The sequence below is a fragment of the Paraburkholderia sp. BL23I1N1 genome, from assembly GCF_003610295.1.
In the GTDB taxonomy this organism is placed as follows: Bacteria; Pseudomonadota; Gammaproteobacteria; order Burkholderiales; family Burkholderiaceae; genus Paraburkholderia.
Genome location: NZ_RAPV01000001.1, coordinates 5914334 through 5937368 on the forward strand (window position 1 = coordinate 5914334; position 23035 = coordinate 5937368).

The 23035-nt window shown below is 63.2% G+C and carries 21 protein-coding genes; 6 read left to right on the top strand and 15 right to left on the bottom strand.

The genetic code is table 11. The annotated features are described in order from the left end of the window. Positions 1–23: 23 nt before the first annotated feature. The 8 genes from B0G76_RS27665 to B0G76_RS27700 form a co-directional block, all read right to left on the bottom strand. Positions 24–974 carry a DmsC/YnfH family molybdoenzyme membrane anchor subunit gene (locus B0G76_RS27665; RefSeq protein WP_120295307.1) on the bottom strand — a complete coding sequence of 317 codons (951 nt, stop codon included), beginning with the start codon at positions 972–974 and terminating at the stop codon, positions 24–26. A gap of 11 nt (positions 975–985) precedes the next feature. Beyond that, positions 986–1732 (bottom strand): 4Fe-4S dicluster domain-containing protein, encoded by a 747-nt coding sequence (locus tag B0G76_RS27670; protein WP_120295308.1) that lies wholly within the window; start codon positions 1730–1732, stop codon positions 986–988. A gap of 76 nt (positions 1733–1808) precedes the next feature. After that, positions 1809–4730: a molybdopterin-dependent oxidoreductase gene (locus tag B0G76_RS27675; protein WP_120295309.1), complete on the bottom strand. Its 2922-nt coding sequence runs from the start codon at positions 4728–4730 to the stop codon at positions 1809–1811. Between the two features lie 264 nt (positions 4731–4994). After that, a complete protein-coding gene (locus B0G76_RS27680) occupies positions 4995–5990 on the bottom strand; it encodes an Ldh family oxidoreductase (RefSeq protein WP_120295310.1) in 996 nt (331 codons plus the stop codon). 47 nt (positions 5991–6037) lie between these two features. Continuing rightward, the gene (locus B0G76_RS27685) at positions 6038–6967 is read right to left on the bottom strand and encodes a hydroxyacid dehydrogenase (protein ID WP_120295311.1); all 930 of its coding nucleotides are present in this window, start codon (positions 6965–6967) and stop codon (positions 6038–6040) included. Next, positions 6964–8319 (bottom strand): C4-dicarboxylate transporter DctA, encoded by a 1356-nt coding sequence (gene dctA / locus B0G76_RS27690; protein ID WP_120295312.1) that lies wholly within the window; start codon positions 8317–8319, stop codon positions 6964–6966. Before dctA ends, B0G76_RS27685 begins: the two co-directional genes overlap by 4 nt. Positions 8320–8485: 166 nt before the next feature. Next, a complete protein-coding gene (locus B0G76_RS27695) occupies positions 8486–9661 on the bottom strand; it encodes a UxaA family hydrolase (protein ID WP_120295313.1) in 1176 nt (391 codons plus the stop codon). A 104-nt stretch (positions 9662–9765) separates the two neighbouring features. Continuing rightward, a complete protein-coding gene (locus tag B0G76_RS27700; protein WP_259460747.1) occupies positions 9766–10110 on the bottom strand; it encodes a UxaA family hydrolase in 345 nt (114 codons plus the stop codon). A 635-nt stretch (positions 10111–10745) separates the two neighbouring features. Here B0G76_RS27700 and B0G76_RS27705 point away from each other — a divergent pair. From B0G76_RS27705 to B0G76_RS27720, 4 genes are read left to right on the top strand one after another with little or no spacing between them, the layout of a single operon-like run. Continuing rightward, the gene (locus tag B0G76_RS27705; RefSeq protein WP_120295314.1) at positions 10746–11765 is read left to right on the top strand and encodes an ABC transporter substrate-binding protein; all 1020 of its coding nucleotides are present in this window, start codon (positions 10746–10748) and stop codon (positions 11763–11765) included. 1 nt (position 11766) lies between these two features. Next, a complete protein-coding gene (locus B0G76_RS27710) occupies positions 11767–12564 on the top strand; it encodes an ABC transporter ATP-binding protein (RefSeq protein ID WP_120295315.1) in 798 nt (265 codons plus the stop codon). Then, positions 12557–13462 (top strand): ABC transporter permease, encoded by a 906-nt coding sequence (locus B0G76_RS27715; protein WP_120295316.1) that lies wholly within the window; start codon positions 12557–12559, stop codon positions 13460–13462. The genes B0G76_RS27710 and B0G76_RS27715 overlap by 8 nt, the downstream gene beginning before the upstream one ends. A 16-nt stretch (positions 13463–13478) precedes the next feature. Then, positions 13479–14405 carry a LysR substrate-binding domain-containing protein gene (locus B0G76_RS27720; RefSeq protein ID WP_120295317.1) on the top strand — a complete coding sequence of 309 codons (927 nt, stop codon included), beginning with the start codon at positions 13479–13481 and terminating at the stop codon, positions 14403–14405. Here B0G76_RS27720 and B0G76_RS27725 read toward each other — a convergent pair. From B0G76_RS27725 to B0G76_RS27750, 6 genes are read right to left on the bottom strand one after another with little or no spacing between them, the layout of a single operon-like run. Then, entirely contained in the window at positions 14327–16063 is a 1737-nt protein-coding gene (locus tag B0G76_RS27725) for an L-aspartate oxidase (protein ID WP_120295318.1), read from the bottom strand. The genes B0G76_RS27720 and B0G76_RS27725 overlap by 79 nt on opposite strands. Before the next feature lie 22 nt (positions 16064–16085). Beyond that, on the bottom strand, positions 16086–16721 hold the full coding sequence (locus B0G76_RS27730; RefSeq protein WP_259460748.1) for a fumarate hydratase C-terminal domain-containing protein: 636 nt from the start codon (positions 16719–16721) through the stop codon (positions 16086–16088). Then, positions 16711–17616 (bottom strand): fumarate hydratase, encoded by a 906-nt coding sequence (locus tag B0G76_RS27735; protein ID WP_120296872.1) that lies wholly within the window; start codon positions 17614–17616, stop codon positions 16711–16713. Before B0G76_RS27735 ends, B0G76_RS27730 begins: the two co-directional genes overlap by 11 nt. Positions 17617–17640: 24 nt before the next feature. Then, a complete protein-coding gene (sdhC, locus tag B0G76_RS27740) occupies positions 17641–18036 on the bottom strand; it encodes a succinate dehydrogenase, cytochrome b556 subunit (protein WP_120295319.1) in 396 nt (131 codons plus the stop codon). Beyond that, positions 18033–18377 carry a succinate dehydrogenase gene (locus B0G76_RS27745; protein ID WP_120295320.1) on the bottom strand — a complete coding sequence of 115 codons (345 nt, stop codon included), beginning with the start codon at positions 18375–18377 and terminating at the stop codon, positions 18033–18035. Before B0G76_RS27745 ends, sdhC begins: the two co-directional genes overlap by 4 nt. Further along, positions 18374–19102, bottom strand: coding sequence for a succinate dehydrogenase/fumarate reductase iron-sulfur subunit (locus tag B0G76_RS27750; protein WP_120295321.1), 729 nt, complete (start codon positions 19100–19102; stop codon positions 18374–18376). The genes B0G76_RS27745 and B0G76_RS27750 overlap by 4 nt, the downstream gene beginning before the upstream one ends. A gap of 288 nt (positions 19103–19390) precedes the next feature. On the opposite strand from B0G76_RS27750, the gene B0G76_RS27755 reads away from it, so the two are divergent. Continuing rightward, positions 19391–20149 carry a GntR family transcriptional regulator gene (locus B0G76_RS27755; protein WP_120295322.1) on the top strand — a complete coding sequence of 253 codons (759 nt, stop codon included), beginning with the start codon at positions 19391–19393 and terminating at the stop codon, positions 20147–20149. 83 nt (positions 20150–20232) lie between these two features. Here B0G76_RS27755 and B0G76_RS27760 read toward each other — a convergent pair whose 3' ends face one another. Then, a complete protein-coding gene (locus B0G76_RS27760) occupies positions 20233–21165 on the bottom strand; it encodes a 2-hydroxyacid dehydrogenase (RefSeq protein WP_120295323.1) in 933 nt (310 codons plus the stop codon). A 373-nt stretch (positions 21166–21538) separates the two neighbouring features. Here B0G76_RS27760 and B0G76_RS27765 point away from each other — a divergent pair, with 373 nt between their 5' ends. Then, positions 21539–22966 carry a sensor domain-containing diguanylate cyclase gene (locus B0G76_RS27765; protein ID WP_120295324.1) on the top strand — a complete coding sequence of 476 codons (1428 nt, stop codon included), beginning with the start codon at positions 21539–21541 and terminating at the stop codon, positions 22964–22966. Positions 22967–23035: the final 69 nt, after the last annotated feature.

Genomic DNA, 23035 nt, shown 5'->3' on the forward strand with positions numbered 1-23035 from the left:
GGTCGGCCGCGCCAACCCACGCGTCAGCCGACTCTCGCGTAATACAGATTCTGCGGATGCTTTGCTTCGGCGAAAAAGAACCAGCGTTCCGCCACGAGGCCGGCGTATTGCACAAGACACGCCGCGGCCAGCACGCCGAGCGAAGCGCCAATCGACTGCAAGCCTGCGCCTAGCGCCATCAGCAACACAGGCACGGCAAACGCGGCGACGAGGAAAGCCCACTTGACGCCACGCAACGTCCCAGCCGACTTGCCGTGAAAAAACTCACGCAGATTGAAAGCACCGGCGGTGAAACCGCGTGAGACCTGCACGAGCTTCGGGTTGTTAATGCCAGTCGCGCTCTGCACGGTGGACTTCGGCCGCAATCTGGCATTACGCACGAGAGATGCAGAACGGCTCGCGCAACCGGCGAGCGTGAGCACACAGGCACAGAGCGCCAGCCCTGCCGTCAGCGCGGGGGCGAACCAGGCGGTCAGCGCCGTAGCCAGTGTGAATCCGGAGGCACAACCGAGCAGCACAAAATTAACCAACGTGAGCGGCGTGGCCCATTCCTGCAGAAAGCGCAGGCATGCGTAAATCATCGCCGAGCAGACGAATAGCGCGGCGCTCGCCAGCACGCCAAGCGCGCCTATTGCGAGCGACCATGGCGAGCCGATCCAATGCCCAACGCCATAGAAAAACGCGCAAGCGAGAAACGCCGGCAGACAGAGGCATTCGCGCGACAACCACGAAGTTCGCCACATCGCGACCGCGCGCCACGCCCGCTCCGGATGCCCGAGATGGAAGAACGACGCGATCAGTCCCAAGCCGCCCAATACGACCGACAGTGCCGCGCCGGTGACATAGAACGCATCGGTTGGCGCGGCGATCAGCCCCAGATGCGCGGCCGTCTCCACGCCAACGAGCGCGATCAAGAGCCCTTGAGCGGCGCCGCTCAGTGTCGTGAGAAAAACCACGGAGAAAGCAGGATTCATCGTGAGGCCCCTTAGATGCGCGTCGCCATCGACGCCAGATGCAGTTCGCCGCGCTCAAGTTGATCGTCGAACGAGGCCGGCGAATCCATCACCGACCCGGTCGATTTGCACGAGCAGCCTTCGCTGCCGCAGCCCGAGGCCGACGTGGTGACGCGCGGCAAATAGTGGTTCGCCGGCCGCGTGTTCCACTCGGGCATCAACTGATATCCGCCGCGCTCCTTGATCGCTTTCGACACCACCGACTCCGGATCGTGGATATCGCCAAACAGCCGCGCGGAGGTCGGACACGCGAGCACGCATGCCGGTTTCCGGTCGCGTTCGGAGAGGTTTTCATCATGAATGCGATCGACGCACAACGTGCACTTCGTCATCTCCTTGCGCTCTTCGTCGAGTTCGCGCGCGCCGTATGGGCAGGCCCACGAGCAGTACTTGCAGCCGATGCATTTGTCGAAATCGACCAGCACAAGGCCGTCTTCCTTGCGCTTGTAGCTTGCGCCGGTCGGACACACTGGCACGCACGGCGGGTCCTCGCAGTGCAGGCATGATTTCGGAAAGTGGATCGTCTCGGCGTTCGGAAAGCTGCCGGCCTCGAAGCTCTGCACGCGGTTGAAGAATGTGCCGGACGGGTCCGCGTCGTAGGGATTCAGGTCGGCGAGACTGCCCGATTCGCCCGACGTATTCCATTCCTTGCAACTCGTCACGCAAGCCTGGCATCCCACGCACACGTTCAGGTCGATTACCAATGCCATCTGAGTCATCAAAGGCTCCTTGCTGCTTTATTGCGTTGCTTGCGCGTTTCGTTGCGCCTTATATGCGTCTTCGGTGCGCCTACGGTCACTTGCGCCCTGCCGCGCCACGCAGCCGCGCCGCGAACTCGCCGCGCCCCGCGAAGTAGGTCTGCACGATCCGCGAGATCACCCCGTTCGATCCCGGCAACGCGGCCATCGCGTCGAACTGCGGCAGCGTATGACGCGCGTCCGCTTCCGCCGGATAGATGCGCACGCGCACGTCGTACCACGCGGCCTGGCCTGTCACCGGGTCCGAGTTCGAGAGGCGCGGGGCCGCTTCATTAGCGCCGGGTAACTCGTCGGTAATGAGGTGGTTGAGCAGGAAGCCTCGCTGCGATTCGTTCGCGCCGGCGCCGAGATTCCACGCGCCCGCGGCCTTGCCGATCGCGTTCCAGGTCCATACCGTGCCCGGTTCGACGGTCTCGCTAAAGCGCGCCATGCAGCGCACGCGGCCCCATTGTGATTCGGCATAGATCCAGCTGCCGTCGGCGATGCCGTTTTCAGCCGCCATCAGCGGATTCATGTAGAGATAGTTCTCGCCGTGAATCTGCCGCAGCCACGCATTCTGCGAGTCCCACGAGTGATACATCGCCATCGGCCGTTGCGTCACGGCGGCGAGCGGAAAGCGCACGACATCGGTGGAATCGCTTTCTAGCGGTGCGTACCAGAACGGCAGCGGATCGAAATACTTCTCGACGCGCGCGCGCAAGTGCTCCGGCGGTTGCCTGCCGCTCGTGCGCCCCTGCGCGGCGAGCCGGAACTTCTGCATGACGTCGGAGTAAAGCTGGATCAGGATCGGTTCGCTGAACTTACGGAAGCCGTTTTTCACAGCCCAGTCGAGATACGGCCCGTTGCAGTTGCGCATGTATCGAAGCGTCTCCGGCAAGCGGTAATGGAACACGCAATTGTTCTTTGCATACTGTTCCCACTGCTGCGGATTCGGTTCGCCCACCAGCGCCTTGTCGCCGTCCTTACCACGCCAGCCGATCAGAAAGCCCACGCCGGAATCGGGCGTGGTCGTGTGATTGATGATGAAGTCGGGATAGTCGCGAAACTTGCGTGTGCCTTCGGCCGTGGTGAAGGCTGGAAACTTGAGGCGCGAAGCCAGTTCGATCAGCACTTCCTGGAACGGCTTGCACTCGCCCGTCGGCGGCACGACCGGCACGCGCACGGAATCCACCGGACCATCGAACTCGGAGATCGGCCGGTCGAGCATCGACATCGCGTCGTGCCGTTCGAGATAGGTCGTGTCCGGCAGGATCAGATCGGCGAATGCCGTCATCTCCGACTGGAACGCGTCGCACACTACCAGAAACGGAATCTTGTACTCGCCGTTCGCGTGCTTGTCCGCGAGCATCTCGCGCACCTTCATCGTATTCATCGACGAATTCCAGGCCATGTTGGCCATGAAAATCAACAGCGTGTCGATGGGATACGGATCGCCGCGCCAGGCATTGGTGATCACGCTATGCATCAAACCGTGAACGGCGAGCGGATATTCCCAGGAGAACGCCTTGTCGATCCGCACCGGGCCGCCGTTCTCGTCGATGAACAGATCTTCCGGTGCGGCGGGCCAGCCGAGCGGCCCGGTTGCGAGCGGCGTGTTCGGCTTGACGGCGTCGGGGCTGTTCGGCGGTTTGGCCGATGGCGGCACCGCGCGGGGAAACGGCGACTTATGGCGAAAGCCGCCTGGGCGGTCGATCGTGCCGAGCAGCGACATCAGCACCGCCAGCGCGCGAATCGACTGGAAGCCGTTGGAATGCGCGGCCAGCCCGCGCATTGCGTGAAAGGCGACCGGGTTGCCGGTCACCGTTTCGTGCGTCTCGCCCCACGCATCGGTCCAGCGGATCGGCAGCGTGATCCGGTGGTCGCGGCTCGTCTGGATCATTTCGCCGGCAAGGCGGCGAATCGTGTCCGCCGCAATCCCGGTGATCCCGGCGGCCCACTCGGGCGTGCAGTCGGCCACGCGTTCGCGCAGCAAAGCGAACGAAGGCGTGACCGGCGTGCCGTCGGCGAGCGTATAGCGGCCCTCCAGCGCGGGCGTCACGCCCGGCGAATGATGCGGCACGGCGCGCGCGGCGGCGGTGTCCCACCAGAGATGATTTTGCGGAAACAGCGGATTGCCGGCCGGCCGTTCAGGGTCGCGTACGAACAGGCCGAAATTTTCGCTGGCTTCGTCGAGATCGACGAGTTCCGCCGCATTCGTATAGCGCTGCACGAACTCGTGATCCCAGGCGTCAGCGGCAATCAATTCGTGCAGAAACGCCATGAACAGTGCGCCGTCGGTGCCCGGCTTGATCGGCACCCACTCGTCGGCAATCGCCGCATAGCCGGTGCGGATCGGATTGATGGCGATGAAGCGTCCGCCCGCGCGCTTGAACTTCGAAATGGCGATCTTGAGCGGATTCGAATGATGATCTTCCGCCGTGCCGATCATAAAGAAGAGCTTGGCGCTGTCGAGGTCGGGGCCGCCGAACTCCCAGAACGAGCCGCCGATCGTATAGATCATGCCGGCCGCCATGTTCGCCGAACAGAATCCGCCATGAGCCGCGTAATTAGGCGTGCCGAACTGTTTGGCGAAGAGGCCGGTGAGCGCCTGCATCTGGTCGCGGCCGGTGAACAGCGCGAACTTCTTCGGATCGGCGGCGCGGATCGTGGCAAGGCGCTTTTCGAGCACGTCGAACGCGACCTCCCACGACACCGGCTCAAACTGCGCGCTGCCCCGCTCCGCGCCCGCCTTGCGCATCAATGGCTGGGTCAGGCGCGCGGGCGAGTACTGCTTCATGATGCCCGAGGCACCCTTGGCGCAGATCACCCCCTGATTCAGCGGATGTTCGGGGTTGCCGTCGATATAGCGCACCTCGCCTTCACGCAGATGCACGCGAATGCCGCAGCGGCAGGCGCACATATAGCAGGTGGTGGTCTTGATCTCGAGCCGTTCGTTCTGCGTCCGGGCGTGGTGTTCCATTCGGGATCTCCGTCGCTGCTCCGGCTGTGTCGAAGCGGGGTGGGTTCGATACCGACCATCCTATTCGCCGCAGGCCCGCAAGGGAAATCGTGATTTACGAGAGAAACTATCCGCTGGGCTGATGGTTTCAATTGGCCTTCATTTTTCTTCGCTGACCCTCGCTGGCCTTCGTTGACCTTCACTGGTCCTCAGCGGCGGCGTTTCAGTCGGGCTTTAGCATGCCCATTCCGTAGACGTTTCCGGCATGCCCCTTCAGCCGGTCCCTCAGCTTCCCTTCAATTGGGCAACCAGTGCGTCCGGAATCTCGACACCCTCTTTTTGCGCCGTGTCCGCAAGACGCTCTCTTCTGTGGCCGGGAAGCCGAACGTCGTCGTCAGTCAGCATCATCCCGATCAGCGCTTCGACACGGGAAAGATAGGTTTCGTCGCCGGCCAGTGCGCCTGGATCGATGGCCCAGAACAGATGGCCGATGCGCGAACGCTCGCCTTCTTCGGTCAGGAACGAACCCGCTTCATAGCCGAAGTTCGCGCCGGTCAACGCGGCTGCCAGCAGCTCGACAATCAGCGCGAGCATTGCTCCCTTGGCCCCGCCGAACGGCAGCATCATGCCGTCGAGGGCGGCACGGGCGTCGGTGGTCGGCTGACCGTCTCGGGTGGTCGCCCAGCCCTCGGGAATCGGTTTGCCGTCGCGCGCGGCGATCGCGATCTTGCCGCGCGCGATTTGCGAAAGCGCGAGGTCGATCACGAGCGACTCGCCGTTGCGCCGCGGGAACACGGCGGCAATCGGATTGGTGCCGAACAGCGCACGGCGGCCGCCCCAGGCGGGCATCGCCGCGGGCGAATTGCTGAAGACGAGCGCCACCATGCCCGCCGCGCCGAGCGCAGCCACATGCGCCGCGCCCACGCCAAAATGATGGCTGCGCTTCACGCCCGCCACCGCGCTGCCGAATTGCCGCGCGCGGTCGGTCAAGGTCGCCACCGCGAGATCGCAGGCGGGATAAGCCAGTCCGTCCGCACCGTCAATCAGCACGGCTGCGCCACGATCGGCCGCGATCACGGGCTGCGCCGCGGGATCGACACGGCCGTTGCGCAACTGCGCGCAATACATCGGCAGCCGCGATACCCCGTGCGAAGACAATCCGCGCAGGTCGGCGTAGACGAGCGCGCGCGCGGTCGATTCGGCGGTAGCCCGCAGCGCGCCGGCCTGGCGCAGCGCGTCGATTGCAAGCGCGGTGAGCGCGTCGGGTAACAGTCGGGCCATCGATTCGTCCTTGCGTATGGGTTTGCGTGTGGGTCTGCGTATGGACATCAGCCCGAAAGCGCCGCGGCGACCCGTTGCGCGACGAGCGAACTCACACGCTCATTCGATTGGACCGTCAGTCCGGCAATGTGGGGCGTGAGGATCAGGTTCGGGGTCTCTGCCAGCGGTGAGGCCTGCTTCAACGGTTCGTCGGCGAAGACATCGAGCGCGGCGCCCGCGAGCCGTTTCTCGCATAAAGCGGCCGCCAGCGCGTGCTCGTCTATCGTGCCACCCCGCGCCGTATTGATTACGATCGCGCCGCGCTTGAGGCGTGCAATGCGTTCGCTATCGAGCAGATTTCGCGTGCTATCGGTAAGCGGCACGTGCAGGGTGACGACGTCGGCGAGCGCCAGCGCGTCATCCAGCGCCATGCAGCGCGCGCCGGTTTCGCGCCAACACGGCGCATCAGCGGCAAGCTGCGGATCGTGGCCGATAACCGTCATGCCGAGCCCGCCTGCAAGCCGCGCCACCCGTTGGCCGATGCCGCCGAAGCCGATCACCGCCAGCACACTACCCGCGGCCTCCCTTCCGTTCGACAATGTCTGCCGCGGCCACTCGCCCGCTGCAACCTCGGCACTGCGCAGATAGGTCCCGCGCAACAGCATGAGTGCTGCGGTAACCACGTATTCCGCGACGGCCTGGGCGTTCGCGCCCGTGGCAGGCAACACCGCCACGCTGCGCTCGGCACAGGCGGGCATGTCGATATTATCGAGACCGACGCCCAGCCGCCCCACCGCGATCAGATTCGCGGCGGCGTCGAGCAATGCCGCCGACACCTGCGTGCGGTTTCTCACGATCAGCGCGTGAGCATCCGCGAGTTCGGCCATCAGGCGCTCGGGACGGTCCACCAGCATGGGATCGAAGTGGACGTCAAAGTCTTGTCGTAGCGTGTCGACCGCAGCGTCGTCCATGAACTCGCTAATGACGATCTTCTTCATTTAGCCGCCTTTTCCAGCAGCGGATGAGCAGCGGGATGGCGTGTTTCTTCGAGACCGGGCCGGACCGTCGCCGGCTTGCCTTGAGATTGGGCTGGAGCTTGCGACTCGCGCAGCGCGGCGAGGAATTCGCGCGCGGCACGTGCATCGAATGCGCCTTCCCAACGCGCGACGACGAGCGTCGCCACCACATTGCCGATCATATTGGTGAGCGCGCGAACCTCGTTGAGCACCCGGTCGACGCCGAGAATCAGCGTGATCCCCGCGACCGGAATAATGTTGTGGGTGGACAGCGTCGCCGTCAGCGCAACCAGCGCCGCACCGGCCACGCCCGCACCGCCCTTCGAGGTCAGCATCAGGATCGCCAGCAGTCCGAGCTGCTGCACCAGCGATAGATGCGTGTTGGTGGCCTGCGCGATGAAGAGCGAGGTCATCGTGAGGTAGATCGCCGCGCCGTCGAGATTGAACGAATAGCCTGTAGGCAGCACGAGTCCGACAATCGCCTTCGGGCAACCCATGTGTTCGAGCTTCTCCATGAGGCGCGGCAGCACGGACTCCGTCGTCGAGGTGCCGAGCACGATCAGCAATTCCTCGCGGAAGTACCTGAGCAGCGGCCAGAGCCCCACCCCTGCCCAGCGCGCCGCGGCGCCGAGCACGACGGCCACGAACAGAATACTGGTGATGTAGAAGCACAGAATCAGCAGGCCGAGTTGCTGCAAGGTGCCGATGCCGTATTTGCCGACCGTGAAGGCAATCGCCCCGAATGCGCCGAGCGGCGCGAGCCGCATGATCATCTCGACAATGCGCATCAGGGTGTCGCCGAACTGCTCGATGCCGCGCATGAGCAGCCGGCTGCGTTGCGACATGATCGAGAGCGCAATGCCGAACAGCACTGAGAACAGCAGCACCTGTAGCAAATCGCCGCGCGCGAACGCACCCACCACCGAATTCGGCACGATCAGGTCGAAGAAACTTGATGACGCCGCGTGAGCGTCCGCGACGTAATGCGACATGGCATGCGCATCGAGCGTAGCGGGATCGATGTTCAGCCCCGCGCCGGGATGCAGCACGTTCGCCACGACAAGTCCGATCACGAGCGCGATGGTGGTCACCACCTCGAAGTACAGCAGCGTCTTGAAGCCGACGCGGCCCACCTGTTTCAGGCTCTCCATTCGCGCAATGCCCACCGAGACCGTACAGAAGATCACCAGTGTGATCAGCATCTTGATGAGACGGATGAAGGTGTCGCCGAGCGGTTTCATTTCGACGCCGAACGAAGGCGCGAGGTAACCGACGAGAATTCCGGCTGCAAGTCCGATCAGGACCTGCACGTAGAGATGTTTGAGCACGCGCAAGATGGTGTCTCCTCCACTCGCTGCCGCCAGATGTCGAACCGGCGCCGTTGCGGCATGGCTTGCCGGGCACGGGTGGCGCCGCGGCCAGTCTCCGTGCCGGCACGCGCCGGAATGTTGAGGTCCGCCCCGATCTTACCAAGCTCCCGGAGCGGCCTGGCCGCCCGAATCAGGCGCTTTCGAACAGACGGGTCAGCACGAACTCGCGATGGCCGAGCGCTTCCGCCGACGTGAAACGGCCGTTTACCGTCGCCATCATGCATTCGAGCAGTTTGTCGCCGCTCTGGTCGAGATTCTGTTCGCGCTGCAGGATGCCGGTCACGTCGACGTCGATATGCTCGCCCATGGTGCGGACCGTACGCGGGTTCGCGCAGATCTTGATGACCGGCACGATCGGATTGCCAATCACGTTCCCCTGGCCCGTCGGGAAGAAGTGGACCACGAAGCCGGACGCCGCGCACAACGTCACCATCTCTGCCGCCGCCGACGACGAGTCCATGAACCACAGGCCCGAGTGCGTCGGTTCCTCGGCTTTGTCGAGCACACCGTCCACCATGCACTTCTTGCCGATCTTCTGGATATTGCCGAGCGCCTTTTCCTCGATGGTCGTCAGGCCGCCTGCGATATTGCCCTTGGTCGGCTGTGACTCCGAAAGATCGTCTGTTTTCCAGCGGTTGATCATCTCCTGATAGCGGTCGAACATGAACTGAAAACGCTCGCGCACGCCGTCGTTGGCGCAGCGCGCAGCAACGATCTGTTCGCCGCCGGTAAGTTCCGAGGTTTCGCCGAACACGAGCGTGGTGCCAAGGCCATATAGTTTGTCGAACGCATTGCCGACCGTCGGATTAGCGCCGCATCCGGAGGTGGTATCCGACTCGCCACATTTGGTGGAGACCCAGAGATCAGAGATCGGACACTCCTCACGATCGAGCGACGTGGCGTACTGCACCATTTCTTTCGCCGCCTTCGACGCACGCATGATGGTTTCGTGGTCGCCGTGCAGTTCGATGCCGAAGCCCATCACCGGCTTGCCGGTTTTCGCAATGCCGTCGACGACACGCTTGGTCCAGCCCTCCTCGATGCCGATCACGACCACGGCCGCGACGTTCGGATTGCTGCCCGCGCCGATCAGGGTACGGAAATGCAGGTCGAGGTCGGCGCCGAATTGCAACCGCCCGTACGGGTGCGGCAGCGCCATCGTACCCTTGATGTTGTTTTCAACGGCCTGCGCGGCAGCGTTCGACAGATCGTCGACCGGCAGAATGATCACGTGGTTGCGCACGCCAACGCGGCCATTGTCGCGACGATAGCCGCGGAAAGTCGTATCCAGATCAATCACGCTCACGGTGTGTCTCCCGTTCGGGTTCGGTTCGATTCGGTTTGATGCGGTTCGCAGAAGCACGAGCGGACAAGCGGCGGCCGGAAAACACGCCCCCGCTCGTTTAGCACTTACCAGCGCTTCGTCTTGATGTTGTGCACGTGAGCGTGTTCGCCGGCGCTGATCGGCGCGACCACCTTGCCGATATCCACGCCGTACTTGAACACCGTGTCGCCGACTGCCATGTCCTTGAGCGCCACCTTGTGACCGATCGGAATATCCTGCCTGGCCGGGAACGTCACGATCTCGTCGTCGTCCATGATCCACGCGTTGAGTTGCGTGCCCGCCTTGATGCCCTCGACGACCGCCACGCCGACCGTGTCTTTCGCTTCGTGCAGCACGATGTGAATCGTCTGGCGTTCGGGCGTCGCGCCCTCAGCCGCGCTGCCGTTGATGTCTGCCGTGGGATTGCTCATTAGCGTCTCCGTTCGTGTGTTGAATGCGGTGTGGGTCCCGCCGGGGCAGCGAGCCAAACGCGCTGCTGTGAATCGATATTAGGCGGCAGGTCTGTGCATGTCAACTAGGTCATATATATGTCTTAGATGAGTGTTTTCCAGTAGTGCCCGTAGTGTGCGGCTGGCGAACGCAGCCATGCGAATGAGTGCCGCGTTTCTACCAGTTTGCTTTCACACGCATCATCGCCTAGACTTCGCACTCATACAGATGACCTAAATAACACAGGTCATTGGATGCGCTGCAACACTGCGCTGCAACACTGCACTGCACTGCAACACGTTTCCCGTCCCACCAGAAAAGAGCTGAACGCATGCCGGCATGCAGTGCGCGCACGACGCACGACTGGCCACAGGAGACACGCATGATGCTTGCCCCTCTCGACACGCCGTGGGCCTTGCTTGCGCCCACACGGCCTACGCCGTCCTTCACTCCATCGTTCGCGAACTCATCGACGTACTCACGTGCGTATCCCGTCATGCGAGGCGTCGGGCGAATTGCCCTGCGGCAGTGAGCGCCAGGCTGCCTGCCTCGTTTTTCTGTGTTCGTCCCCACGCGCGCCTCGTCGGCGCTCCGCAACCATAAGGGTGTGCCAGCAATGAACGTGAAGAGAGTGATTCGATCGATAGGCGTTGCCTGTGTGCTGTCCGGCATGCTTGCCGCCGGTTCCGCGCGGGCGGAACTCAGCGAGGTGAAAATCGCGCGGCAATACGGTGTCAGCTATCTGCCGCTGATGATCATGCAGGACCAGAAGCTTCTGGAAAAACACGCGGCGCAGATGGGCATCAAGGATCTGAAGGTTTCATGGGTCGAGTTTGCCGGCGGCAATGTGATGAACGATTCGCTGCTGTCCGACTCGTTGCAGATTGCCTCGGGCGGCGTGGCGCCGCTCGTGCTGCTGTGGTCGCGCACCAAGGGCACGCCGGTCGAGGTCAAGGCGCTTTCCGCGATCAATTCAATGCCGCTGCTGCTCAACACGACCAACGCGAAAGTGAAGACGGTGAAAGACTTCACCGGTCAGGACAAGATCGCACTGCCCGCAGCCAAAGTGTCGATCCAGGCAATCACCTTGCAGATGGCCGCGGAAAAAGCGTTCGGCGCGGGCAATCAGGGGCAGCTTGATAAATACACCGTGTCGCTCGCCCACCCGGACGCGCAGCAGGCCATGATGTCCGGCAACAGCGAGGTCACCGCGCACTTCGGCTCGCCGCCGTTCCAGGAGCAGGAACTGCAAAAGCCGAATGTGCATACCGTGCTCAATTCGTATGACGTGCTTGGCGGCAAATCGAGTTTCAACCTTGTCTGGTGCACAACACGCTTCTATCAGGAGAATCCGAAGCTGACAAAAGCATTCATGGATGCATTAGACGAATCGGAAGCCTGGATCAATCATGACAAGCATGCGGCCGCCGTCGCCTATCTGCGGATATCGAAGGAGAAGAGCACGGTCGACGAAGTGGAGAAGATGATTTCGACGCCGGATGTCTCGTTCACCACGGTGCCACAAAACACCATTAAATACGCGGACTTCATGGCGCGCGCCGGGCTGATCAAGGCCCGGCCGCAATCGTGGAAGGACCTGTTCTTCCCTACCGTTCAATCCCTTCAAGGAAGTTGACATGCGCGCCGCGACTGAAGCCCCCCCTTATCCCGACACGTCGCCACTGCTCGCCGTGCGCGGCGTGACGCTGCAATACAAAACCCCGAAGACCCTTGTGATGGCCACTTACCGCGTGGACTTCGAAGTATTCCGCGGCGATCGATTCGTCCTGCTGGGCCCGTCCGGCTGCGGCAAGTCGACTTTGCTCAAGAGCGTGGGCGGTTATCTCGCGCCGACCGAAGGCACGATTTCGCTGAAGGGCAAAGTCGTCACGCGCCCGGGCCCCGACCGCATGATGGTGTTCCAGGAATTCGACCAGTTGCTGCCGTGGAAAACGGTCAGGCAGAACGTGATGTTCGCGCTGCAGGCATCGCACCGGTTGCCCGCAAGCGAGATCGAAGATCGCGCGATGCATTACATCGACAAGGTCAATCTCTCGTCGTTCGCCGACAGCTATCCGCATACGCTTTCGGGCGGCATGAAGCAGCGCGTCGCAATTGCGCGGGGCATGGCGATGGAGCCCGACATCCTGCTGATGGACGAGCCGTTCGCCGCGCTCGACGCGCTCACCCGCCGCAAGATGCAGGACGAACTTCTTGCGCTTTGGGACGAGACACACTTCACCGTGCTGTTCGTCACGCACTCGATTCCCGAAGCGATCAAGGTGGGCAGCCGGATTCTGCTGTTGTCGCCGCATCCCGGCCAGGTGAAGGCCGAACTGGAAACGGCGGCGACGCCGGAAGCCGCGATTGCGCTGGAAAAACGTATCCAGCACATGCTGTTCGAAGACGAGATCGAGAGGGCGGAAAATGTCTGACATGCTTACCCACGGCGGCACCCATCATCGCAATGTCCCGCCGGTCGTACCGCGCTCCGAGGTGGTCCGCGAGCCATCCGAGACACGCGAGTTCAGCGTCGTCGAAAAACCTTTGTCGCCGTTCGAGCGGCTGTATAACCAGGCCTGGATCCGCAAGCTGGTCATTTTGCTGCTGCTAGCGGGCCTCTGGGAAATTTATGGCCGGGTGCTGAACAACCCGCTGCTGTTTCCGACGTTCAGCGCAACCATCGAAGCATTCTTCAAAAGCATTGCGAGCGGCGAATTGCCAGGCAAGGCATGGGCGTCGATCCATGTGCTGCTGATCGGCTATGCGTTCGGGATCATACTCGCCGCCCTGCTCACGGCTGCGGCGATCACCTCGCGCATCGGCACCGATTTTCTGGAAACGATGACCTCCATGCTCAATCCGCTGCCCGCCATCGCGCTCCTGCCGCTCGCGCTGATCTGGTTCGGCCTCGGCAACGGCAGCCTGATCTTCGTTCTGGTGCATTCGGTCACGTGGTCGGTGGCGCTTAATACGCACTCGGGGTTTTTGTCGGTCAGCAATACGCTAAAGATGGTCGGGCGCAACTACGGTCTGCGCGGCGGCCGCTACGTGCTGCAGATTCTCGTGCCGGCGGCGTTCCCAAGCATCCTCACCGGGCTGAAAATCGGCTGGGCTTTTGCGTGGCGCACGCTGATCGCCGCCGAGCTGGTATTCGGCGTAAGTTCCGGTTCGGGCGGCCTCGGCTGGTTCATCTACGAGAACAAGAATCTGCTCGACATCGCCAACGTGTTTGCCGGTCTGTTCACGGTGATCCTGATCGGGCTCGCCGTCGAGAATCTGATCTTCCGCGTGCTGGAACGTCATACGGTGCAGCGCTGGGGCATGCAGTAAAGGGAGCGGAGCCGTCGTGAGCGCGATTCGTTATTTCGTGACGTTTCTCTCGGTGGCGCGGCACGGCTCGTTCGCCGCCGCCGCTGAAGAGGTGTGTCTCACGCAGGCCGCGGTCGGCTTGCAGATGCGTTCGCTCGAACGCGATCTCGACCTCGTGCTGTTCGATCGCGCCGCCCGTTCGGTGTCGCTCAGTGCGCAGGGGCGTGCGGTGCTGCCGCTCGCGGAAACGCTGGTGGCCACCTACCGGCAGATTCTCGCCACGGGCGACGCCGGCGAGCTATCCGGCACCGTGCGCGTCGGCGCCCTCGTTTCCTCGCTGATGGGCGCGTTCGCCGACGCGATGCTCAACCTCAAGCAGCGCTATCCGCGTCTGGATCTGAAGCTGTTTACGGGGCTGTCGAGCGACTTTGCGGCGCGTGTGGAGAGCGGCGAACTCGATGCCGCGATCGTCACGCAATCACCGTCGACGCTGCCGGCCGCCCTCAAATGGACCGTGCTGTATAGCGAGCCGATGGTGTTCATTTCATCCACGAGCGGTCAGCCCGCGTCGATCGAAGCCTTGCTTGAAGAGCCGTTTATCCGTTTCGACCGTCATACCTGGACCGGCGTGCTCGTCGACAACGCGCTTCGCCAGCTAGGCCAGGCCCACAGCGAAATCATGGAGCTGAATTCGATCGAGGCCATTTCGGAAATGGTGCGGCGCGGCTTTGGCGTGTCCATCGTGCCGCTTCTCGCTAACGCGAACTGGACGCGTGAGACGGGCCTGCAGGTCACGCCGCTGCCCGAGCGCATCACGCCGCGCCGGGTCGGTCTGCTGGAGCGGCGCGATCACCCACGCAAAGCATTCACGGATTCCGTGAAGCGTCATTTCATCGACACCGCCGAACTTTCTTCTTCGATCAGCGATTCGCCCGGGCGCACTCGCGTGAACTCAACCGGTTGACGGCTTGCCGCGAAGTCGTCGCCTTCGAGGCGCAGGCACATGTACTCGGATGTCTCCAGATCGCCCGAATCCGGAAAGTCCTCGCGATAGTGCGCGCCGCGTGAATTCTCCCTTAGCAGCGCCGATTCCGTGATCGCGCGGCTCACGAGGATCAGATTGCGCAGGTTCATCCAGTCGTGCCAGGAAAGATTGAAGCGCAAGTCGCGGCCGTCGATGCCGGTCACGTCGAGCTCTGCGTCCAGCTCCACGAGCCGGCGCCTCGCGCGCTCGAGCCCTACTGCGTCGCGCAGAATGCCGACATCGTTCCACATGACTTCGGCGAGCGCGTCACGGATCGCTTCGAGATTGCCGGGCGGCTGGCGCAACGGGCGCGTGCAGCGGGCCATCGCCGCGTTGATCGCGTCCGTATCGAAGTCGGCGAATTGGCCGTGGCGCGGCACCCAGGCCGCCAGCGTGTCGCCCGCAATCCCGCCGAACACCGTCGAATTCGCCACGCCGTTGCCGCCCAACCGGTTTGCGCCGTGCACGCCGCCGGCATCTTCTCCCGCTACGAACAGGCCCGGCAGCGAGGTGGCGCAGTTCGCGTCGAAGACCACGCCGCCCATCATGTAGTGCGCGGTCGGCACGACTTCGACAAGACCGCCCGCGAGATCGAAGCCGCAGTCGGTGCATCGCTCGGCCATCCCCTTGAAGCGCTTGCGCACACTCTCGGCGCCGAGATGATGCATCTGCAGATAGACGCCGCCATTGGGCGTCGCGTGTCCGGCGCGCAATTCGCGGAAGATACTGCGCGAGACGACGTCGCGCGTCGCCCGTTCGGCGCGCGGGTCGTAAGCCTGCATGAAACGCTCGCCCGCGCCGGTAAGCAGATAGCCGCCCGCCCCGCGCAGCCCCTCTTCGAGCACCGTGCCGGTCATGCGCGTATCGGCGCCGGCCAGCAGTCCGGTCGGATGAAACTGCACCATCTCCATGTCGCGCAGCGTGAGCCCGGCGCGCAAGGCCATCGCCATGCCGTCGCAGCTCTTGTCGCCGCTCGGCGTGTGATAGCGGTACATCGTCGGGCCGCCGCCGGTCGCGAGCAGCACGGCCTGGGTGCGCACGAACACGAACTCGCCGCTACGCATGTCGATCATCAGCACGCCGGCGAGCGATTCGCCGTCGCGGCTGCGGATGAACTCGACCGCGCGATGCTCTTCCAACCGGTCGATACCGCGTGCCCACACCTGCTCCGCCAGCCGGTTGATGATCTCGATGCCGGTCTGGTCGCCCTTATGCACGGTGCGGTCGAAGGTCTGGCCGGCGAATGCTTTCTGCCGCACGGAGCCGTCCGGATTGCGGTCGAAGAAACAACCCAGTTCGTTTTCCAGTTCGCGAATCCGTTCGACGGCGCCCGTCACCAGCATCCACGCCAGGTCCTGATTCGAAAGCCATTTACCGCCTTCGATCGTGTCCATGAAGTGCCGCTCAATCGAATCGCCCGGCGCGAGCGCGACGTTGTAGCCGCCCTGCACCATGCGCGTACAGCCGCATTTGCCGAGCAGCCCCTTCACGGCCACCGTGATGCGCAATTGCGGCGCGACCGCCTGGGCATGCAGCGCAGCGAACAGGCCGGCGCCGCCACTGCCCAGAATGAGAATGTCGGTATCGATCTGTTTCATGGGGTCGCGTTCCGGATGTTTTTCACACGCGAATACCGAGCGACGCGAGCACCGCATCGCGCTGCGTCCGTGTGTTCTGTTGGACTGCCGTGTAGAGGCTGCCGCCGTGACTGTCCATGGCGACCAGCAAGGGGCCGAAGCCGCGAATCCGGAAGCGCCAGAGCGATTCAGGATTGAGATCGTCGAGATCCACGTCTTCGATCTGTTCGATCCACGTGGTTTCCAGCGCCGCCGTGCCGCCGACGATCGCAAGGTACACGCCACCGAATTCCACGAACGCGCCACTCGACGCCGCGCCGAGGCCACCCTTGCCGATGACCGCCCGCACGCCATAGGTCCGCATCAAGGGCGCGGTAAAGCGCTCCATGCGCGCGGACGTCGTCGTGCCGATGCAAACGGGTTCATAACCTGCGGGATGTTCCGGCGACACGTCCACACGCCGCACATTCGGCGCAGTGTGAATCACCGCGTGGCCGCGCAAATCGAATCGCGTGGTGCGCCCGTGATCGAACATCTGGATCTGAGTGGCGTCGCGAATACCGAACAGTGTGTCGTTGAGCGTCACCGTATCGCCGATGCGCAACGCGCGGATCTGAGCTTCGCTCGCCGGCATGCCGAGCACGGAATGCGTGCCGGTGGCAGGCTTCTCAGTAGCCATATTCGACTCCCCGCACGTTCACGGTCGCACGCGAGCGCCGCGCCGAATGACACTGCATGTTCACGGCGACCGGATTCATCGTGATGTGGGTGGCGGCCAGTTCGACGTGCACCGCAAACGCGGTCGCGTCGCCGCCCAGTCCTTGAGGCCCGACGCCCAGTTGATTGACCGCCGCCGATAACTGCTGCTCGAGCGCCGCGCCGTGTTCATCGCGGCAGTCGGTGCCGAGCGGCCGGGTGGCCGCCCGTTTCGCCAGCGCCACGCAAAGATCCGAGGTGCCGCCGATGCCCACGCCGACAATCGTCGGCGGACAGGTCTTGCCGCCTGCGTCCACCACGCAGTCGATCACGAAGCGCCGGATGGCATCCACACCTTCGGCCGGAATCGCCATGCGCAAAAACGAGTTGTTCTCCGAACCGCTGCCCTTCGGAATCATCTCGATCGACAGCGCGCCCGGCGTAGCATCGAAATCGACGTGGATCACCGGCACTTCCGCGCCACAGGAGTTTTGCTCGTTATGGCGCGTGAGCGGATGAACCACCGAGGAGCGCAGCGGATGCTCATGCGTGGCGCGGGCGCAACCGCTACGAATCGCGGCCTTCAGGCGCATGCCATCGAACCGCACGCCCTGACCGATCGTGATCGTGTAGATCGGCAGGCCGGTGTCCTGGCAAAGCAGATTGTCGTCCTGCTCGGCCACCACAATGTTCTGCCGCATCGTGCCGAGCACGCGCCGGGCGGTTTCGTTACGCTCATCGGCTTCGAGCTTCGCGATGCCTGCCTTGATATCCAGCGGAAGCTGCTTGAGTGCACGGATATACAGCGTCTTTGCGATCTCTTCGACTAACGCGTAGTCGACCGTGAAATCCGTTGTGAATCTCGTTGTGGTTTGCATTGAAGCCTCTTCGAACAAGCTCGCTCACAGAGTCAGCGAAAGCGCAAACGCCATACCGATGACCAACGCGCCGCCCGCGGTCAGCGCGATCAGATCCTTGCGCAAACCGCTCCACGGCCGGAACTCGATCAGCAGCAGCCGCACCCCGCCGATCAGATGCGCCGCGAGCAGCGTGACCAGCCCCCACTCCGCGAAAACGAATAGCGGCGCACGCGTAACGGTCAGAAACGATTCGAAAGGCGCCGCGCCGTGGAGCGCCGTGCCGAGCGCCCAGAAATGCGCGGGTAAAAAGAAGGCCAGCGCGAGACCGGATAGCCGATGAACCAGGAAGGCCCACCATGCGGGATGATTACGCGCGCGGAAGTCGAGCTTGCGGCCGGGCGTGACCGCGCGTGCGGACGTGCGCGCGTGGGTGCTCATGCCGGCGCTCCCGCAATCAGCGCGTAGACCGCGCGCAGACCCGCCAGCGCCAGCGCAACGCCCACGAGCATACTGGCGCGCGCCGCCCACACGCCACGCCAATTCAGCCACTCGTCGGCGATACGGCGCAAGCCCACCGGCACGTGCATTGCCGCGGCGATCACGAAGACCGCGTAGAACAAACCCCAGACGACGTTTCCGTGCAGACGCGCAATGACATCCGCCGCACGCAGACCGCCATGCACGACCCAGATCATGGTTGCCAGATGCACGGCGACGCAGAGCGTCAGCACCATGGCGGACAGGCGCTGCAGCCACCAGCCGTCGAGGCTTCGATTCATCGCGCGCCTCCCTTGAAGCGTCCCACACGCTTGAGGCCGGCGATGCTGGCGGTCGGCGCAAGCGCCTTCGGACAGCGCTCGGTGCACGAGCCCAAGGTGTGACAGGCGTGGCAGCCCGCGTCGGTCGCAACTGCCTCGTGGCGAGCGGCCTGTTGAATGTCGCGGCTATCGTTGACGAGCGTCCATGCGCGGTTGAGCGCGGCCGGTCCGAGATAGTCCGGCTTCCATCCGACCACGTCGCAACTCGCATAGCACACGCCGCAGCCGATGCACTCGATGCCCGCATCGGCCGCCCGCCGTTCGGGCGACGCCGGATCGATTCGTTCGAGTGGAGCGTTGCGGTCACGGTTGCCGGCGAAAAAGCCCTTGGCGTCGCGCCATTTGTCGAAGAACTGCGTCATGTCGACCGCAAGATCCTTGACGATCGGCAGATGATTCAGCGGCGCGATTTCCAGCACGTCGCGCGGATGCCGCAGCACCTTCGCTACGTGCGTGCGACAGGTCCAGCGCGCACGGCCGTTGACGGTCATCGCGCAGGAGCCGCACATCCCGACCCGGCACGCGAACCGGTAGGACAACGTGGCGTCGATGCTGCGCTGAATATGCGTGACGACATCCAGCACGGTCTGACTGGCGCGGCGCGGAACCTCGAATGATTCGAACGCGCCGTCTTCGGCGCCGCGCCACACGCGCACGCTCAGCAAGTCGCTGACAGGAGGTTGCATAGGGATAGTTGAATGGCCCAATTATTCTGCTGGAAGATACCGGCTGACCATCAGACTAGAGCCCGGCGCGGCCGCCTGAAAAGCCAATAATTCTTCGCTCGAGGACAAGTGTTTCTTGCGCATGCGCAGCGCGAAAGAAGGCCGGGTTTCACGGGTATAAACCCTTGTAGCGAGTCGCCTACAAAACCTATCTCATCTAGATGTGCTAGATGAATTTGTCGGCTAAAATCGGGGCAGGTTTAACCTTCGCGGGCGGCATCGCGCGGCCCGCGCATCTCAGGGGTTGTCATGAGCACGCTCGCCTTCAATCCGCCCGCGCTGGGCGGCACGCGGTACAAGGAAGTCAAGAGCGCGATTCTGGCCGCGCTTTCGGCGGGCGAATGGAAAGGCGGCGAATGCATTCCTTCGGAGAAGCGGCTGGCCGAGCGGTTCGGCGTATCCATCGGCACGCTGCGCAAGGCCATCGACGAACTCTGTGCCGAGAACATTCTGACCCGTCATCAGGGTCTCGGGACCTTCGTGTCCATGCATCAGCACGACCGGCATTTTTTCCGTTTTTTTCGCATTGTCCGGCGCGATGGCGACAAGGTATATCCGGTTGTCACGTTGATCGATTTTAAAAAAGCGCGGGCATCCCGCGAGGTGGCGGCAACGCTCGGCATCGAAACCGGCGCACGCGTGTTCCAGTTCGTCAACGGCCTGGCGCTGCATGGCAAGACGGTCCTGATCGAACACATCACGGTGCCGGACACCCATTTTCCTGGCCTCACCGAGGCGAAACTGCGCAACCGGCCCAATACGCTCTACAACTTTTACCAGGATGTGTTCGGCATCAACGTGGTTGAAACCGACGAACGTGTGAGCGTCGCCTTGGCGAACGAACTGGAAAGCAGCCTGTTGGGCGTGAAGGTCGGTGAACCCTTGCTGGAGATCCGGCGGATCGCCTATTCGTATCATCGCAACGCCGTCGAACTGCGCGTTTCGCGGCTGAACACCGAAGAGTACGAGTACATCGGGGCCCGCCCAGGCCGCGAAGAACAGCGGTAGGCTGGGCCCGGCAAGGGTCGGCGGCCCGCGGTCGGCCGCGAGTGGCCTACCCGGTTGACGCCCAGCTTCGCGGCGTCACACCGTCAAATCGGCGTCAACACCGCCTCACCGGCAAAATGCCGCGTCGCGTTAGTCAGGAAATTGTCGACCGAAGCCGTAATCGCCTCCGGCGAGCGCCCGCCCACATGCGGCGTCAGGACCACGTTGCGCAGCGTCAGCAAGGCTTCGGGCGGATGCGGCTCGCCCTCATAGACGTCGAGTGCCGCACCGGCGATCGCGCCGGCCGTGAGCGCTGCGGCTAACGCAGCGGTATCCACCACGCTGCCGCGAGAGACGTTGACCACGAAACCGTCCGGCCCGAGCGCGTCCAGCACCGCTTTGCCGATCAGATGACGGGTACCGGCGCCGCCGGGCGTCGCCACCACCAGAAAATCGCACCACTGCGCGAGGCCCAGCACGCTGTCGAAATACCGCAGCGGCGAGCCGTCACGCGGTTTGCGGTTGTGATAGCCGATTTCCATATCGAACCCGGCGCCACGCCGCGCGACTTTCTCGCCGATATGGCCGAGCCCGACGATGCCAAGCCGCTTACCGGACACGTTCGGCCGCATCGGCAACGTGTCGCGCCAGGCGCCCTCGCGGGTAGCCTGATCGAGTTGGGGCACATCGCGCACCACCGCAAGCAGTAAGGCAAACGCGTGATCGGCCACGCAATGATCGTTCGTGCCCGCGCCGTTGACGAGCACGATGCCGCGCGAGCGCGCGTGGTCGATGGCGAGGTTTTCATAGCCGGCGCCGAGCGCGCTGACAAACTCGAGTCGCGGCATGAGGTCGATTTCGGCGGCCGTCAGCCCGTTCGTGCCGTTGGTCAGCACGGCGCGGATCGTCTCGCCATGCGCGGCGATCGCAGCGGCCCTCCGGGCGGCATCGGGTGCGTAGACGACGTCGAAAGCGGCTTCGACACTGCTGCGGCTTGCGTCTTTCAAGGGGATCAACACCAGCAAGGATGGCTTCATGACGGGCGCATTTCTTTAAGGCGGTGACAGGACGAGTGAGTGTAGCAAGCAGTCCGCAGGCCTGCTGGCAAGGGATCGGAGGTGATGCGCAAACCGCTGCGAGCGAAAAGTCCTGTTGCAAACCTGCTGCCGCGCAGACTAAAGTCCATCCGAACCGTGCCGTTATCTTCCTGAATGGACCGGCGCGAACGCTATGCGTCATGCTTCTTTCTTTTGAGCTGAACCCAGGCCGCTTTAAAATAGCCCGAACGCCGACCACGGACATCTCATGCTGGATACCCCCCCGCGTGGCTCAGTGCCCGCCCACTACGCCCTGCAAGAAGTCTCCCGCCCCGAAGGAAGTCCTCATAGGGGATTGGGAGAAGACTCCGAAATGTTCGAACTCGCGCCGGTCTCGCTCTGGCTCGAAGACTTCAGCGGCGTGCGCGCGTTATTCGATACGTGGCGCGCGCAAGGTGTGACGAACCTGCGCGCCCATTTCGCCGAATTTCCGGCCCTTGTCGCCGAATGTGCGCACAGCATCCGCGTCGTCAAGGTCAACCAGAAAACGCTGACGCAATTCGAAGCCGCCGATTTCGAAGCGCTCACCAGCAATCTCGCCGCGGTGTTCCGCGACGACATGCTCAAGACCCACCTCGAAGAGCTCTGCCAATTGTGGGCGGGCCAGGCGCAGTTCACGAGCCAGACAGTCAACTACACGCTCGGCGGGCGGCGCCTCGACGTACTGCTCAAGGGCGCCGTGCTGCCCGGCCATGAAGACCGCTGGGACCGCGTGCTCGTCTCGGTTGAAGACATTACCGAACTCGAAGGCGCGCGGCATCGCGTCACGCTGGCGGAACAGTATGTGCGCGGCCTGTTCGAGTATTCGCCGGTATCGTTGTGGGTGGAAGATTTCAGCGCCGTCAAGCGTCTGCTCGACGATGCACGCTCGGCCGGCATCAACGATTTTCGGGTGTTCACCGACGTGCATCCCGAGTTTGTCGAGCGCTGCATGCAGGAAATTCACGTGCTCGATGTGAACCAGCACACGCTCGACATGTTCGTAGCGAAAGACAAAAAAACGCTGCTGGCGCGCCTGCCGGACGTTTTCCGCGACGACATGCGACCGCATTTCCGCGAGCAATTAATCGATCTCTGGGACGGCAAACTGTTTCAGCAGCGCGAAGTGCTCAACTATTCGCTCGACGGCAACGAGGTGCACGTGCACCTGCAATTTTCCGTGCTGCCGGGCCATGAACGCAATTGGGACCTGGTGCTGGTGGCCCTCACCGACATCACGGCACGCAAAAAGGCCGAAGCGTATCTGGAGTTCCTCGGCAAGCACGACGTGCTGACCAAGCTGCGCAATCGCTCGTTCTACGTCGATGAACTGAACCGGCTGGAGCGCAAGGGTCCGTGGCCGCTGACGATCATCATGGCCGACCTGAACGGCCTCAAACGCGTGAACGACCAGCTTGGGCACGCGGCCGGCGACGCGTTGCTACGGCGCGCCGGCGAAGTGCTGGCCAAGGCGACGGACGCGCCTTTTCACGCGGCGCGCATCGGCGGAGACGAATTCGCGATCCTGATGCCGGACACCGACGAGCGCGGCGGCGCCGCGATGGTCGACGCGATCCGCCAGCTGGTCGATTTGAACAATCAGTTTTATCCGGGTTCGCTGTTGAGTTTTTCGATGGGCGTGGCGACGTGCCAGCGCGGCGACCGCCTCGAAGCCGGCGTGCAACGCGCCGATCTGCTGATGTATGAGGAAAAGCGCGCGCACTACGCAAACCGTCCGGCCACGGACACGTCGGGCGACTGACGCCAGGGCGCGGCGGTTTTCGATTGTTGAAGATTGTTGAAAAGGCCGCGCCGTGTCGGAGGGTTAGGC

Bases quoted from the DNA above. Each gene is read 5' to 3' on its own strand.
- B0G76_RS27665 (WP_120295307.1), bottom strand. From the start codon at position 974: ATGAATCCTGCTTTCTCCGTGGTTTTTCTCACGACACTGAGCGGCGCC.
- B0G76_RS27670 (WP_120295308.1), bottom strand. From the start codon at position 1,732: ATGACTCAGATGGCATTGGTAATCGACCTGAACGTGTGCGTGGGATGC.
- B0G76_RS27675 (WP_120295309.1), bottom strand. From the start codon at position 4,730: ATGGAACACCACGCCCGGACGCAGAACGAACGGCTCGAGATCAAGACC.
- B0G76_RS27680 (WP_120295310.1), bottom strand. From the start codon at position 5,990: ATGGCCCGACTGTTACCCGACGCGCTCACCGCGCTTGCAATCGACGCG.
- B0G76_RS27685 (WP_120295311.1), bottom strand. From the start codon at position 6,967: ATGAAGAAGATCGTCATTAGCGAGTTCATGGACGACGCTGCGGTCGAC.
- B0G76_RS27700 (WP_259460747.1), bottom strand. From the start codon at position 10,110: ATGAGCAATCCCACGGCAGACATCAACGGCAGCGCGGCTGAGGGCGCG.
- B0G76_RS27705 (WP_120295314.1), top strand. From the start codon at position 10,746: ATGAACGTGAAGAGAGTGATTCGATCGATAGGCGTTGCCTGTGTGCTG.
- B0G76_RS27710 (WP_120295315.1), top strand. From the start codon at position 11,767: ATGCGCGCCGCGACTGAAGCCCCCCCTTATCCCGACACGTCGCCACTG.
- B0G76_RS27715 (WP_120295316.1), top strand. From the start codon at position 12,557: ATGTCTGACATGCTTACCCACGGCGGCACCCATCATCGCAATGTCCCG.
- B0G76_RS27725 (WP_120295318.1), bottom strand. From the start codon at position 16,063: ATGAAACAGATCGATACCGACATTCTCATTCTGGGCAGTGGCGGCGCC.
- B0G76_RS27730 (WP_259460748.1), bottom strand. From the start codon at position 16,721: ATGGCTACTGAGAAGCCTGCCACCGGCACGCATTCCGTGCTCGGCATG.
- B0G76_RS27735 (WP_120296872.1), bottom strand. From the start codon at position 17,616: ATGCAAACCACAACGAGATTCACAACGGATTTCACGGTCGACTACGCG.
- sdhC (WP_120295319.1), bottom strand. From the start codon at position 18,036: ATGAGCACCCACGCGCGCACGTCCGCACGCGCGGTCACGCCCGGCCGC.
- B0G76_RS27745 (WP_120295320.1), bottom strand. From the start codon at position 18,377: ATGAATCGAAGCCTCGACGGCTGGTGGCTGCAGCGCCTGTCCGCCATG.
- B0G76_RS27750 (WP_120295321.1), bottom strand. From the start codon at position 19,102: ATGCAACCTCCTGTCAGCGACTTGCTGAGCGTGCGCGTGTGGCGCGGC.
- B0G76_RS27755 (WP_120295322.1), top strand. From the start codon at position 19,391: ATGAGCACGCTCGCCTTCAATCCGCCCGCGCTGGGCGGCACGCGGTAC.
- B0G76_RS27760 (WP_120295323.1), bottom strand. From the start codon at position 21,165: ATGAAGCCATCCTTGCTGGTGTTGATCCCCTTGAAAGACGCAAGCCGC.
- B0G76_RS27765 (WP_120295324.1), top strand. From the start codon at position 21,539: ATGTTCGAACTCGCGCCGGTCTCGCTCTGGCTCGAAGACTTCAGCGGC.